Origin of the sequence: Streptomyces polyasparticus (assembly GCF_014493765.1) — a bacterium.
GTDB classification, from domain to species: domain Bacteria; phylum Actinomycetota; class Actinomycetes; order Streptomycetales; family Streptomycetaceae; genus Streptomyces; species Streptomyces polyasparticus.
This window is the reverse complement of the sequence record NZ_JACTVJ010000017.1, coordinates 1-13,997: the sequence shown is the minus strand read 5'-3', so window position 1 is coordinate 13,997 and position 13,997 is coordinate 1. Positions and strand designations below refer to the sequence as shown.

Below are 13,997 nucleotides of genomic sequence, written 5' to 3'. Positions count from 1 at the left end.
AGATTTCGAACGGGGTCCGCGAAGCGCTTCGAGAAAGCGCTCTCACGACCTCGCCCCAGAACGGAGACCCGGTCATGGCACAAGCCGCAGCCGTGGCGAAACCACCCCCGAAGAAGCAGCCCAGGAAGCGCATCAAGTCGGTGACGCCGCGCAGGCTCCCGTATCTCCTGATCGCGCCCGCGGGCCTGCTGATGCTGGGCTTCATCGCCTACCCGGTGCTCAGCGTCTTCTACTACAGCCTCCAGCACTTCAACCCCACCAAGCCCTGGCGCGACGGGTACGCGGGGTTCGAGAACTTCACGAAGATCTTCACCGACGACCCGCTGTTCTGGGACACCCTGCTCTTCAGCGCCAAGTGGGTCGTGGTCGAGGTCGGGCTGCAGCTGCTCTTCGGTCTCGCGCTCGCCCTGATCGTCAACCAGACCTTCGTGGGCCGTGGACTCGGCCGCGCCCTGGTCTTCTCGCCGTGGGCCGTCTCCGGCGTCCTGACCTCGGTGATCTGGGTGCTGCTCTACAACTCCCAGACGGGTATCACCCGTTACCTCGCGGACATGGGCATCGGGGACTACGGCACCTCATGGCTGTCGGACCCCGGCACCGTCTTCCCGGCGGCGATCGTCGCGGACCTGTGGCGAGGCGTGCCCTTCTTCGCGATCCTCATCCTCGCCGACCTGCAGTCCGTCTCGAAGGACCTGTACGAGGCGGCCGAGGTCGACGGCGCCAGCCGCATCCGGCAGTTCTTCCACATCACGCTGCCGCACCTGAAGGACGCCATCGTCCTGTCCACGCTGCTGCGCGCCGTATGGGAGTTCAACAACGTCGACCTCCTCTACACGCTCACCGGCGGCGGCCCGGCCGGCGAGACCACCACGCTGCCGCTCTACGTCGCCAACACCAGCGTGGACGCCCACAACTTCGGCTACGCATCGGCCCTGACCACGGTGGCCTTCGTGATCCTGCTCTTCTTCTCGTTCCTCTATCTGCGCCTCAGCAAGTTCGGAGGTGACCAGAAGTGATCACCGAAATAGCCCCGGCGGACACCAAGGCGAAGACCGTGGAGCCCCCGCAGACCCCGCGCGGCAAGGGCAAGCGCCGCCGCGCCTGGGACGAGGCACCGCGCTGGCAGATCTATCTGCCGCTCGGCATCTATCTCCTGTTCACGCTGATCCCCTTCTACTGGATCCTGCTCTTCGCGGTACGGCCCTCCGGGTCGACCTCGCTGGTGCCGTGGCCGATGACCGGCGAGCACTTCGCGAAGGTGTGGACCGAGCGCAGCTTCGGCACGTACTTCATGAACAGCGTCTGGACGGGTGTCGCCACCCTGATCCTGACCACGGTGGTCGCCCTGATCGGCGGCTATGCGCTCGCCCGGTTCGACTTCAAGGGCAAGCGGGCCTTCATGCTGGCGCTGCTGTGCTCGCAGTTCGTGCCCGGTGCGCTGCTCCTGGTCCCGCTGTTCCAGATCTTCGCCGAGCTTCAGATGATCAACTCGCTTGTCAGCGTGGTCATCGCGGAGACCGTGTTCCAGCTCCCGCTCTCGATGATCCTCATCAGCGGGTTCATCAAGAACGTCCCGTACTCGCTCGAAGAGGCAGCCTGGGTCGACGGCTGCAGCCGGCTGCGCTCCTTCCTCGTGGTGGTGCTCCCGCTGCTCCGTCCCGGCCTGATCGCCGTCGGCTCCTTCGCCTTCGTGCATGCCTGGAACCACTTCCTGTTCGCCCTGATGTTCTTGAGCGTCCAGGAGAAGCAGACCATCCCGGTCGGCCTGAACACCCTGCTCAGCGCGGACAGCGTGGACCTCGGCGCGCTAGCGGCGGGCGGCATCATCGCGGCCGTCCCGGTGGTGATCGTGTTCGCCTTCATCCAGAAGTGGCTGATCACCGGCTTCAGTTCGGGGGCGGTGAAGGGATGAGCGCCCTCAAGGTCGTCCTCGCCGGCGCCCGTGGCCACGGCAACTGGCATCTGCGCAATGTGCGCCGGCTCGCCGAGCAGGGCCGGGTCGAACTCGTCGGCATCTGCGACCCCGTGCCGCTGGCGTCCGCCGAGCTCGAAGGCTTCGACGGCATACGGCAGGAAGCCGATCTCGCCGCCCTGCTCGACGCCACCGGGGCGCAGCTCGCGATCCTGTGCACCCCCATCCCCACCCACGCCGACCTGGCGCTCGTCTGCACCCGGCGCGGAGTCCATCTGCTCCTGGAGAAGCCACCGGCCGCCTCGTACGCGGACTTCCGGCGGATCCAGGACGGCGTGCGCGAGGCGGGCGCGGCCTGCCAGATCGGCTTCCAGTCGCTCGGCTCGCGCGCCATCCCGGCCGTCCGCGCCCTGCTCGCCGCCGGTGAGCTCGGCGAGGTCACCGGGATCGGCGCGGCGGGCAACTGGTGCCGCGACGAGGCGTACTGGCAACGGGCCCGCTGGGCAGGACGCCGCCGCCTGGACGGCGTGGACGTGATCGACGGGGTGCTCACCAACCCGCTCGCCCACGCCCTGGCCACCGCGCTCGCCCTGGACGGCTCGGTGCACGCCGAGGACGTGGCCCGGGTGGAGACCGAGCTCTTCCACGCCTACGGCATCGAGGCCGACGACACCTCGGCCCTGCGCCTGACCACGACGCAGGGACGCGCGATCACCGTCGCCGCGACGCTGTGCGCGGAGGAGACCGCCGAGCCGTACGTGATGGTGCACTGCACCTTGGGCCGCGTGACCTTCTACTACCGCGAGGACCGCGTGCTGTTGCAGCGCCCCGGCTTCGGCCCCGAGGAGATCCACTACGGGCGGATCGACCTCCTGGAGAACCTGGTCGACCACCTCACCGACGGCACCGAGCTCGTGGTGCCGCCGGAGCGGACCGGGGCGTTCATGCGGGCGCTCGAAGCGATCAGGACCGCACCCGACCCGCGCCAACTCCCGGACTCCGCCTGGCGGTTCGGGCCCGACGGGCGCCGCGTCGTCCCCGGGATCGACACGCTCACGGCCGAATCGGCGGAGCGGCTCGCCCTGTACTCGGAGCTGGGCGCCGACTGGGCCGTACAGGACGGGGCTGCCCAGGACCGGGCCGCACAGGACCTGTCGCAGCAGACGGAGGTGGAGGCACGATGACCATGGACGTACTCGGCGATCTCGACCTGCAGTGCGCCGAACTCAAGGTGGCCCGCTACCGGACCTACCCGGAAGTGCCCAAGCGCCTTTCGCCGCGCCCCTATCTGCACCCCGTCCACACCCTCGCCGGCACTCCCGTCACCGAGGAGTTCCCCGAGGACCATCTGCACCACCTCGGCGTCGGTGTCACCATCCCCGATGTCGAGGGGCACAACTTCTGGGGCGGCACCACCTATGTGCCGGGCCGGGGCCCGACCGAGGTCGACAACCACGGCACGCAGACCCACACCGGGTACTCGCTGCGCGACGAGGACGGGTTCGTCGAGGAGCTCGACTGGACCACGGGCACCGGGCAGCTGCTGCTGCGGGAGCGCCGCACCGTCGCCGCGGTGCAGCTCACCCCCGACGCCTGGGTGCTCGACTTCACGTTCTCGCTGCTCAACGCGAGCGGCTCCGCGATCAGCTTCGGCAGCCCCCAGACCAACGGGCGCTCCGGCGCCGCGTACGGAGGCTTCTTCTGGCGGGCGCCCAAGGAGGCCATCGCGCCCCGGGTGTTCACGGCCGAGGCCGAGGGCGAGGTGGCGGTGCACGGCACCCGCGCCGACTGGGTGGCGTTCACCGGCTCCACCTGGTCGCTGATCTTCGCGGGCGGCACGGACCGCACGCGCAAGGACCCCTGGTTCGTCCGGGCCGCCGGCTATCCCGGTGTCGGCTCCTCGCTCGCCTTCGACGAGCGGCTGCCGCTGGGTGCGGACAAGACGCTGGTACGCCGCTTCCTCACGGTCGTCGCCGACGGCCGGGTGGAGAAGGACGCGGCCGCCGAACTGGTGCACGCGGCCATCGAGGCGGTGGGACGGTGAACACGTCCTTCAGCGCCGACCTCGGCGACGGCACGTACCGCAATCCGGTCCTGAACGCGGACTGGTCCGACCCCGACGTGCTGCGCGTCGGCGAGGACTACTACCTGACCGCGTCCAGCTTCGGCCGCGTCCCGGGACTGCCCCTGCTGCACTCCCGCGACCTGGTCAACTGGACGCTGGTGGGGCACGCGCTCGACCGCCTCGTACCGGAGGAGGTCTTCGCGCTGCCGCGGCACGACTGCGGGGTCTGGGCGCCGTCCCTGCGCCATCACGACGGCCGGTTCTGGATCTTCTGGGGCGACCCCGACCAGGGGATCTACCAGGTCAACTCGCAGTTCGTGCAGGGTCCTTGGACTTCGCCGCACCTCGTCAAGGAGGGCAAGGGGCTCATCGACCCCTGTCCGCTGTGGGACGACGAGAGCGGCGAGGCGTATCTCGTGCACGGCTGGGCGCGGTCGCGTTCCGGCGTGAAGAACCGGCTCACCGGACACCGGATGCGCCCCGACGGCACCGGGCTGCTCGACGAGGGCAAGGTGATCGTGGACGGGGACGCCATCCCCGGCTGGTACACGCTCGAAGGCCCCAAGCTCTACCGGCACGACGGCTGGTACTGGATCTTCGCCCCCGCCGGGGGAGTCGAGACCGGCTGGCAGGGCGCGCTGCGGTCGCGGGACTTTTTCGGCCCGTACGAGGAGCGGGTGGTCCTCTCGCAGGGGACGACCTCCGTGAACGGCCCCCACCAGGGCGGCTGGGTGCGCACCCAGGACGGCGAGGACTGGTTCCTGCACTTCCAGCAGCGCGGCGCGTACGGACGGGTGGTCCATCTGCAGCCGATGCGGTGGACCGCGGACGGCTGGCCCGTCATCGGCCACCGGGGCGAGCCCGTCGACGTCCACACGAAGCCGGATCTTCCCGGGCAGCCGCTCGCCGTTCCGGAGATGGACGACGACTTCCCGGGCGGGCGGTTCGGGCCGCAGTGGCAGTGGACCGGCAACCCCGCGTCCCACTGGACCGGCGGCGGACACGGCTACGTGGACGGGCTGCGGCTCGCCTGCGTGCCCAGTGCGACGGCCGGGGATCTGCGCAAGGTGCCGAGCGTGCTCACGCAGCGGCTGCCCGGCGTCCCCGCGACCGTCACCGTCGACCTGGACCTCCAGTCCGGTGCGCCGGGGGCACGGGCCGGGCTCGTCCTGCTCGGTGACGCCTACCGGTGGGTGGGCCTTGAGCGGGGCGAGGACGGGGAGGTCTCGCTCGTGCACCGCTTCGGGGAACTGGTGGCGGACCGCGAACGGGACGCCGCGTACGCCCGGCCGCTGGGCAGGACGACGCAGGTCAGGCTGCGGATCGAGGCGGGAGAGGGCGGGCGCTGCCGGTTCCTCGCCGATGCGGGGGACGGGTTCAAGGCCGCGGGGCCCGACGCGTTCACCGCTGCGCCCTGGCGCTGGGTGGGCGCGCTGCTCGGTCTGTTCGCGCTGGCTCCCGAGGGCTCCGAGGACACGGGGTCCGCACTGTTCACGCACTTCCGGATCCGGGCCGTCTGAACACCTGCCCGCCCGGCCCTCCGCGCCACCGCACCACGTTCCGTACGACCGCTCCAACTCCCGTATGCCTCCAGCCTGTTCAGGAGCCGTGATGCCGCACACCCCACGTACGCGCCACCGCCTGGTGGCAACCGGCGCCCTGACCGTCCTCCTGGCGGGCGCCGCGACCCTGCCGGCGTCCGCCGAGGGGGCCGGGCGGCCCACCGTGCTCGATGTCCCCGCGCAGTACCCCACCGTGCAGGACGCCGTGAAGGCGGTCCCGGCCGGCAACACCTCGCCGGTCACGATCAGACTGGCGCCCGGCACGTACCGAGAGAAAGTCAGAGTCGGGGACGAGCAGCACCGCATCAGCCTCGTCGGCACCGGCGAGGACCGCGCGGACACCGTGATCGTCTTCGACACCCCCGCGGGTGAGCCGAAGCCGGAAGGCGGGACGCAGGGCTCGTCGGGCAGCGCCACCGTCATGGTGCGCGGCGACGACTTCACCGCCCGCAATCTCACCTTCGCCAACGACTTCGACGAGGCCGCGGTCGAGATCAGCGGCGAACAGGCGCTCGCCGTGAAGACCACGGGCGACCGGCAGTTCTTCGAGGACGTCGCCTTCCTCGGCAATCAGGACACCCTGATGACCGACACCCCCGCACTCACCGAGATCTCCCGCGTCTACATCCGCGACTCCTACGTCGAGGGCGATGTCGACTTCATCTACGGGCGGGCCAGCACCGTCATCGAGAAGTCGGTGATCAAGGCCCTCAGCCGCGGCTCGGACACCAACAACGGCTGGGTGACGGCCCCTTCGACCTGGAAGGAGAACCCGTACGGAATGCTGATCACCGACTCCAAGGTGATCAGCGACGCCCCGGACGGGAGCTTCCACCTCGGCCGCCCCTGGCACCCCGGCGGCAACCCCGACGCGATCGGCCAGCTGCTGATCCGCGACACGAAGCTGCCCGCCGCGATCAAGGCCGCGCCGTGGACCGACATGAGCGGCTTCTCCTGGCGCGAGGCCCGCTTCGCCGAGTACCGCACCTACGGACCGGGCGCCGCACCCGAAGGCCCCGACCGTCCGCACCTCGATCCGTCGCTGGCCGGCGACTACGAGCGTGCCGACTATCTGCGCGGCTGGAACCCGCGCTGACCCCCGACTGGCCTGCTGTGGACCACCGTCCGCCGCCGGCAGCCCCCACACACGCACACGTACACAACCCGCTGGGCCCAACCCTCGACACGAAGAGAGCCGATCATGAGCAGTAACCCGTTCCGTACCGGACGCGGGCGCCGCGGCGCCGGTGCCCTCGCCCTCGCCACCGTGCTCGCCCTGACCGCCGCGGCCTGCGGCGACGACGGCAGCGGCAAGGCCGGCGACAAGGGCGAAGAGGGCTCCGGCAAGGGCGAGATCACCTTCTGGGACAACAACGGCGGTGTGCGCACCGACATCTGGAAGGAGATCATCGCCGACTTCGAGAAGGCGAACCCCGACATCAAGGTCAAGTACGTCGGCATCCCCTCCGAGTCCGTCCAGTCCAAGTACGACACCGCCCTCCAGGGCGGCGGTCTGCCGGACGTCGGCGGCATGGGCACCGCGATGCTCGCCAGCTATGTCGCGCAGGATGCGCTCGAGCCGGTCGGCGACCGTATCGACAAGGGCGCCCTCAAGGGCAAGCTCAGCCCGACGATGGTCGACAGCGTGCGCGCCGCCGGCGGCGGCGACGAGCTGTACACCGTGCCGACCTCCGCGAACAACGGCACGCTCTGGTACCGCACCGACCTGTTCGAGGCCGCGGGTCTCGAAGAGCCCTCGACCTGGCCGAAGTTCTACGAGGCCGCCGAGAAGCTGACCGACGCCGACAAGAACAAGTTCGGCTACACCATCCGCGGCGGCGAGGGCTCCATCGCCCAGGCGCTCGACGCGTCGTACGGGCAGTCCGGGATCACCGAGTTCTGGAACGGTGACAAGACCACCGTCAACGACCCGAAGAACGTCGCCGCTCTCGAGAAGTACGCGGCCCTCTACAAGAAGACGACGCCGTCCGCGGACGTCAACAACGACTTCAAGAAGATGGTCGCCCAGTGGGACAGCGGCCAGATCGGCATGCTGAGCCACAACCTCGGCTCGTACCAGGACCACCTGAAGGCGCTCGACGGCAAGTTCCGCGGCATCCCGGCGCCGACGATGGAGGACGGTACCCGGGTGCAGGTCTCCAACCCGGTGGATGGCCTCGGTCTGTTCAAGTCCTCGAAGAACAAGGAGGCGGCCTGGAAGTTCATGGAGTTCGCCGCCTCGCACGAGTCCAACAGCAAGTGGAACGAATCGGCCGGCGCCATCCCCGCGAACACCGAAGCGGCCGGTGACGACTGGATCCAGAAGGCGGAGGCCACCAAGCTCGCGGCCGAGGTACTCAACAAGGGCGAGGTCAAGGTCGTCCAGCTGCCGTACTACCTGCCGGACTGGAACTCGATCTCCAAGGCCGACAACGAGCCCAACTTCCAGAAGGTCCTGCTCGGCAAGATGTCGGCGAAGGAGTTCCTGGACACCCTCGCCGAGCAGCTGAACGAGGCGCAGGCGGAGTGGAAGCAGCAGCAGTAGGTGCTCGCGCGCCGGGGTGGGGTGGGCCGGGCCCGTTCAGGTTGGCCCACCCCAGGTCGGGCGCGCAGTTCCCCGCGCCCCTATAGGGGCGCGGTTCCCCTCCTCTTGTGAAAGTGAGGCACAAGGGCGTGTCCCTTACCCGTAGACAGCTCAGTGCGGCCGGAGTGCTCGCGGCGGCCACCATGGCCACCGGCGCCGCCACGGCCACCGGAGCCTTCGCGGCCGGCGCCGGCGGCGGCAAGCACCGCAGCCGCACCCTGTTCATCGCCGGAGACTCCACCGCCGCCCAGAAGTACGCGGACGCCGCGCCCGAGACCGGCTGGGGCATGGCCCTGCCGTTCTTCCTCGGCCGTACGGTCCCGGTCGCCAACCACGCGGTCAACGGCCGCAGTTCGAAGAGCTTCCTCGACGAGGGCCGGCTCACCGCGCTGCTCGGCGCCATCAAGCCCGGCGACCTGTTGCTCGTCCAGTTCGGGCACAACGACTCCAAGGCCGCCGACCCCACCCGCTACACCGAGCCGTGGTCGACGTACCAGGACTGCCTGCGCCAGTACGTGGACGGTGCCCGCGCGGCCGGTGCGCGGCCCGTGTTCGCCACATCCGTGGAGCGGCGGCGCTTCGACACCGAGGGGCGGGCGGTGCCGACGCACGGTGAATACCCGGCCGCCATGCGGGCGTTGGGCTCCGAGCTCGACGTTCCCGTGCTCGACGCCCAGGCGCTGTCCCTGGAGCTGTGGCAGAAGCTCGGCGCGGAGCCGGCGAAGGCGTACTTCAACTGGACGCCCGAGGACCAGGACAACACCCACTTCAGCCCGCTCGGCGCCATCGAGGTGGCCCGTCTGGTCGCCGGCGAACTCCTGCGCACCCGGGTCCTCGCGGCCGCCGAGGTGCGGCGCCTCGAGGACGAGATCCCCACCTCGTGGATCACCTGGCCGGCCCCGCCGCCCGCCGCCTGACGCCGAACGCACTGCCCGCCGGCTGACGCCGCCGCACCCCCGTCGGCGTCAGCCGACCGCACCCGTGCACGTGAACCGACTAGGAGCTGCCCGTCATGTCCCGTACCGCCAGACGCACCTCCCGCACGTCCCGCACCCTCCTGCTCGTGACCGCCACCGCCACCGCGGCCACCCTCTGCGGCACCGCCCCGGCCCAGTCGGCCGGCCGCGACATGGCGCGTCAGACGCTGCCCGCCGGCGACGGCTGGGCCTCCGAAGGCGCCGGCACCACGGGCGGGTCCCAGGCCGCGCCCGAGCACGTCTACACGGTCGACACCTGGGAGGAGTTCCGTACCGCGCTCGCCCACGAGGGCACCGCGCCGCGGATCATCAAGGTGCGCGGCACCCTGAACGCCACCGCGAACGGCTGCGAGGCCTTCGAGGCCGAGGGCTACGACTTCGACCAGTACCTCGCCGACTACGACCCCGCGGTCTGGGGTCTCGACACCCCGGTCAGCGGCCCCCAGGAGGACCTGCGCGCCGCCTCCGCCGTCGCGCAGGACCAGGCGATCAAGGCGTTCGTGCCGTCCAACACCACGATCATCGGCGTCGGCAGGAACGCCGGGATCACCGGCGGCAGCCTCCAGATCAAGGACGCGGACAACGTCATCGTCCGCAACCTCACCATCGAGAGCCCCCTGGACTGCTTCCCGCAGTGGGACCCCACCGACGGGGCCACGGGCGCCTGGAACTCCGAGTACGACGCGGTGGTGGTCTACAACTCCACGCATGTCTGGGTCGACCACAACACGCTCACCGACGGCCGCTACCCGGACAGCTCGCTGCCTTCGTACTTCGGCGAGACCTACCAGCAGCACGACGGTCTGCTCGACATCGTGCGCGGCTCGAACTACGTCACCGCCTCGTGGAACCGCCTCCAGGACCACGACAAGACCCTGATGATCGGCAACAGCGACAGCGCGGCCGCCACCGACGCGGGCAAGCTGAAGGTCACGCTGCACCACAACCGGTTCTCCGGCACCGTCGAGCGCGCCCCGCGCGTCCGCTTCGGCCAGGTCGACGTCTACAACAACCACTTCGAGGTCAAGCCCGGCCAGAAGTACGGCTACACCTTCGGCATCGGCATCGAGTCGCGTCTGTACGCGGAGAAGAACTCCTTCTCGCTGCCGGCGGAGGTGACCGCGGGCCGCATCCTCAAGAAGTGGAAGGAGGCTCCGCTGACGGCCGAGGGCAACTACGTCAACGGGCAGCCGACGGACCTGATAGCCGTGCACAACACGGAGATCCCCGCCGAGCATCTCCAGTCCGGCGCGGGCTGGACCCCGACGCTGCGCACCAAGGTGGACGACCCGCTGTCCCTGGCCGGGAAGCTGTCCGCGCGGGCGGGCGCCGGAAAGATCTGCTGAGCCGGAGTCCGGAGAGCTCTGCTGAGCGGGAGTCCGGAGAGCTCTGCCGAGCCGGAGTCCGGCGCTCCAAATACGGGTGGAGCGGCAGCACTTGAACGCACGGTTCGTGCTGCCGCTCCGCCCCTTCCAAGAGCTTCGTTCCCCGGCTAAACTTCGTCCGAAGTTTCGAATGCCGCCCGAAATCCCGGACAACCACCGGAGGGGGCGAGGGAAGGAGAGACGTATGGGACGCCTCGTACCGGCGGTGACCCGGGCCATGGACATACTCGAGCTGTTCCTCGGGCCGGACGACACCCTTTCCGCTCCGGAGATCACCCGCAAGCTGGGACTCCCGCGCACCACTGTGCACGAACTGGTGGCGACTCTGACAGCCCGCCGCTACCTGGATCCGGTGCCGGGCCAGACCGGCCGCTACCGCCTGGGCGTGCGCACGTACCAGCTCGGCAGCACCTACGGCGAGCGGCTCGACCTCGCCGCCGAGGGCCGCGACGTGGCCCGCAAGGTGGCCGAGACCTGCGACGAGACCGTCCATGTGGCGATCCTCGAAGGCACCGATGTCATCTATGTCGCCAAGGTCGACTCCACCCATGCGGTGCGGATGGTGTCCGCCGCGGGCCGCCGCCTCCCGGCGCACTGCACCGCCGTCGGCAAGATGCTGCTCGCCACCCTGCCGGAGACCGATCTGCGCGCCCGGATCGAGAGCGCCGAACCCCTGGCCGCCCTGACCGACCGGAGCATCACCGACCCGGACGCCCTGATCGCGCACCTCGCCGGTATCCGCGAGCAGCAGATCGCCGTGGAGGAGCGGGAGTCCAACCCGCATGTCTCCTGTGTCGCCGCTCCCGTACGGAACTCGGCGGGCCAGGTCGTGGCCGCGCTCAGCATCTCCGTGCCCATGATCCGCTGGAGCGACGAGCGCCAGGACGAGCTCACCGAGCTCGCGGCCAAGGGCGCCCAGGAACTGTCCGAGCGCCTCGGCTTCGGGCGGGGCCGGCGGTGACCGGCGCGGCACGCGTCGAGGTCGCGCTGCGCGCCGGGGCCGAGCTGGGCGAGGGCCCGACCTGGGACCCGGCCGGCCGGCGGCTCCTGTGGGCCGACATCCTCGGTTCGCGCATCCACACGTACGACCCGGTCTCCGGGCACCGCACCGTCCGGACCACCGAGCAGCACGTGGGCGCCGCGAAGCCGCGCGCCGGGGGCGGCACGGTGGTCAACCTCCGTGACGGCGTGGGCCTTTACGACCCCGACGGCTCCTTCCGCTGGCTGCACCGCGACCCCGTCGCGGGCCGCCGCGGCAACGACGCGGCCGTCGCCCCCGACGGCTCGCTCTGGTACGGCACGATGCGCTACGACGAGACGGCGGGCGGCGGCACCCTCACCCGGATCGACGCCGACGGCGCCACGACGACCGTGCTCGACGACGTGGCCGTGAGCAACGGCACGGGCTGGAGCCCGGACGGCTCGCTGATGTACTACATCGACTCGCCGACGGGCCGTATCGACGTCTTCACGATGGACGGCACGCGCGCTACGGACCGCCGTACCTTTGCCGTTGTGGCCAAGGGCGAGGGCTTCCCCGACGGCCTCTGCGTGGACGCCGGGGGATACGTCTGGGTCGCCCTGTGGGACGGCGGCGCGGTCCGCCGCTACGCACCGGACGGCACCCTGGACCGTACGGTCGAGATGCCCGTCGCGCGCCCCACGGCCTGCGCGTTCGGCGGCGAGCAGCTCACCGACCTCTACATCACCACGGCCGCGATCGGCGACCCGCACCCGCTCGCGGGCTCCCTCTTCGTCGTACGGGATGCAGGACTCGGTCTGCCGCAGGCGGCTTTCAAGGGCTGAGCGCCCTCAACGCAAAGCGCCCCGGGACCAGTCGGTCCCGGGGCGCTTCAGCGGTTCAGGGCCGTCAGGCGCCCGCCCGCCGCTTGTTCCACACGTCGAAGCCGACGGCCGCGAGCAGCACCAGGCCCTTGATGACCTGCTGGTAGTCGGTGCCGATGCCGACGAGCGACATACCGTTGTTGAGGACGCCGAGCACCAGACCGCCGATGATCGCGCCGAGCACCGTGCCCACACCGCCGGACATCGACGCACCGCCGATGAACGCGGCCGCGATCGCCTCCAGTTCGAAGTTGATACCGGCCTGCGGGGTGCCCGCGTTGAGACGGGCCGCGTACACACAGCCGGCCAGCGCGGCGAGGACGCCCATGTTCACGAACACCAGGAACGTGACCCGCTTGTCCTTCACACCGGACAGCTTGGCGGCCGCCTTGTTGCCGCCGAGCGCGTACACATGCCGGCCGACCACCGCGTTGCGCATCACGAAGCCGAGCAGGATGAGCAGCCCGGACATGATGAGCAGCACGATCGGGACGCCCCGGTAGCTGGCGAGCAGCAGCGTGAACACCATCACCGCCGCCGCGATCGCCGCGCACTTGGCGACCCACAACTTCAGCGGCAGCACTTCCAGTTCGTACGCGAGCTGCCGGCGCCGGTCACGCCACTGCTGCCACAGGACCACGATCGCGACCGCGGCGCCGATGAACAGCGTCAGGTTGTGGTAGTTCGTGTCCGGACCGACCTCGGGCAGGAAGCCCTGGCTGATGTTCTGGAATCCCTTGGGGAACGGGGCAATCGACTGCCCCTCCAGGACGATCTGCGTCGCGCCGCGGAAGAGCAGCATGCCCGCGAGGGTGACGATGAAGGACGGTATCCCCAGATACGCGATCCAAAAGCCCTGCCACGCACCGGCGATGGCGCCGATGACCAGCGAGGCCGCCAGGGCCAGAGGCCAGGACCAGCCCTGTTCGACCATGAGCACAGCGGCGATCGCGCCGACGAACGCGGCGAGCGAACCCGCCGACAGATCGATATGGCCGGCGATGATGACGATCATCATGCCGATCGCCAGGATCAGGATGTAGCTGTTCTGCTGGACGATGTTGGACACATTGCGCGGCATGAGGAGCGTGCCGTCGGTCCATATCTGGAACAGGACGACGATCAGGCCGAGCGCGATCAGCATCCCGTACTGGCGCATGTTGCCGCGCATCGCGGACACCAGCGCACCGGTGATCCGACTGCCGGAGCCGTCCTTCGACGGGGTGCTCGCCACGGGGGGCTTGTCGGTGGTGACGGGGCTCATCGAACTTCTCCAAGGAGGCCCCCGGCTTTGGCCGGGGGAGGAATTGGACCCCTGCGGAGCAGGGAAGGGAGCGGGGTTTCGCCGTCAGGGTGAAAGCCCGTGCTTTGACTCGCAGATCGCTTATTCACCAGTAAGCCCGGTAGTTTGTGAGCGTGACCACGATGCAGGTGAAGCGGGCCTTCAAGTACCGCTTCTATCCCACCGACGAGCAGGCAGCCGAGCTGTCGCGCACGTTCGGATGCGTCCGCAAGGTCTACAACATGGCACTCGCCGCCCGCACCGAGGCGTGGACCCGGCAGGAGCGGGTGAACTACAACGCCACCTCCGCGATGCTGACGGCGTGGAAGAGGACCGAGGAACTGGCGTTCCTCAACGAGGTGTCGGCGGTGCCGTTGCAGCAGTG

General features: G+C 69.9%; 12 protein-coding genes and 1 pseudogene. 12 read left to right on the top strand and 1 reads right to left on the bottom strand.

From position 1 onward, the window contains the following. Positions 1 to 74: 74 nt before the first annotated feature. The 11 genes and pseudogenes from H9Y04_RS30710 to H9Y04_RS30660 all read left to right on the top strand — a co-directional run bounded on the left by H9Y04_RS30710 (position 75) and on the right by H9Y04_RS30660 (position 12,291). Complete coding sequence (locus H9Y04_RS30710) at positions 75 to 1,016, top strand: carbohydrate ABC transporter permease (protein ID WP_187817368.1); 942 nt, start codon at positions 75 to 77, stop codon at positions 1,014 to 1,016. Continuing rightward, entirely contained in the window at positions 1,013 to 1,912 is a 900-nt protein-coding gene (locus tag H9Y04_RS30705; protein WP_187817367.1) for a carbohydrate ABC transporter permease, read from the top strand. The genes H9Y04_RS30710 and H9Y04_RS30705 overlap by 4 nt, the downstream gene beginning before the upstream one ends. Further along, positions 1,909 to 3,096 carry a Gfo/Idh/MocA family protein gene (locus H9Y04_RS30700; protein WP_187817366.1) on the top strand — a complete coding sequence of 396 codons (1,188 nt, stop codon included), beginning with the start codon at positions 1,909 to 1,911 and terminating at the stop codon, positions 3,094 to 3,096. The genes H9Y04_RS30705 and H9Y04_RS30700 overlap by 4 nt, the downstream gene beginning before the upstream one ends. A 2-nt stretch (positions 3,097 to 3,098) precedes the next feature. Beyond that, on the top strand, positions 3,099 to 3,956 hold the full coding sequence (locus H9Y04_RS30695) for a DUF6807 domain-containing protein (protein ID WP_187817547.1): 858 nt from the start codon (positions 3,099 to 3,101) through the stop codon (positions 3,954 to 3,956). After that, a complete protein-coding gene (locus H9Y04_RS30690) occupies positions 3,953 to 5,497 on the top strand; it encodes a glycoside hydrolase family 43 protein (protein WP_187817365.1) in 1,545 nt (514 codons plus the stop codon). Before H9Y04_RS30695 ends, H9Y04_RS30690 begins: the two co-directional genes overlap by 4 nt. A 112-nt stretch (positions 5,498 to 5,609) precedes the next feature. Further along, positions 5,610 to 6,635, top strand: a pseudogene (locus H9Y04_RS30685) (pectinesterase family protein); the annotation flags it as partial. Between the two features lie 105 nt (positions 6,636 to 6,740). Further along, entirely contained in the window at positions 6,741 to 8,084 is a 1,344-nt protein-coding gene (locus H9Y04_RS30680; RefSeq protein ID WP_187817363.1) for an ABC transporter substrate-binding protein, read from the top strand. A 128-nt stretch (positions 8,085 to 8,212) separates the two neighbouring features. Next, positions 8,213 to 9,040 (top strand): rhamnogalacturonan acetylesterase, encoded by an 828-nt coding sequence (locus H9Y04_RS30675; RefSeq protein ID WP_308801225.1) that lies wholly within the window; start codon positions 8,213 to 8,215, stop codon positions 9,038 to 9,040. A 95-nt stretch (positions 9,041 to 9,135) separates the two neighbouring features. Next, positions 9,136 to 10,446, top strand: a complete 1,311-nt coding sequence (locus tag H9Y04_RS30670) for a pectate lyase family protein (protein ID WP_187817362.1) — start codon at positions 9,136 to 9,138, stop codon at positions 10,444 to 10,446. 223 nt (positions 10,447 to 10,669) lie between these two features. Further along, on the top strand, positions 10,670 to 11,446 hold the full coding sequence (locus H9Y04_RS30665) for an IclR family transcriptional regulator (protein WP_187817361.1): 777 nt from the start codon (positions 10,670 to 10,672) through the stop codon (positions 11,444 to 11,446). Next, complete coding sequence (locus H9Y04_RS30660) at positions 11,443 to 12,291, top strand: SMP-30/gluconolactonase/LRE family protein (protein WP_187817360.1); 849 nt, start codon at positions 11,443 to 11,445, stop codon at positions 12,289 to 12,291. Before H9Y04_RS30665 ends, H9Y04_RS30660 begins: the two co-directional genes overlap by 4 nt. Positions 12,292 to 12,355: 64 nt before the next feature. On the opposite strand, the gene mmsB is transcribed toward H9Y04_RS30660, so the two are convergent. Further along, positions 12,356 to 13,594, bottom strand: coding sequence for a multiple monosaccharide ABC transporter permease (gene mmsB, locus H9Y04_RS30655; RefSeq protein ID WP_187817359.1), 1,239 nt, complete (start codon positions 13,592 to 13,594; stop codon positions 12,356 to 12,358). A 161-nt stretch (positions 13,595 to 13,755) separates the two neighbouring features. Between mmsB and H9Y04_RS30650 the strand changes: the two genes are divergently transcribed. Beyond that, a partial coding sequence (locus H9Y04_RS30650; protein ID WP_187817545.1) for a helix-turn-helix domain-containing protein occupies positions 13,756 to 13,997 on the top strand: 242 nt, incomplete at its 3' end.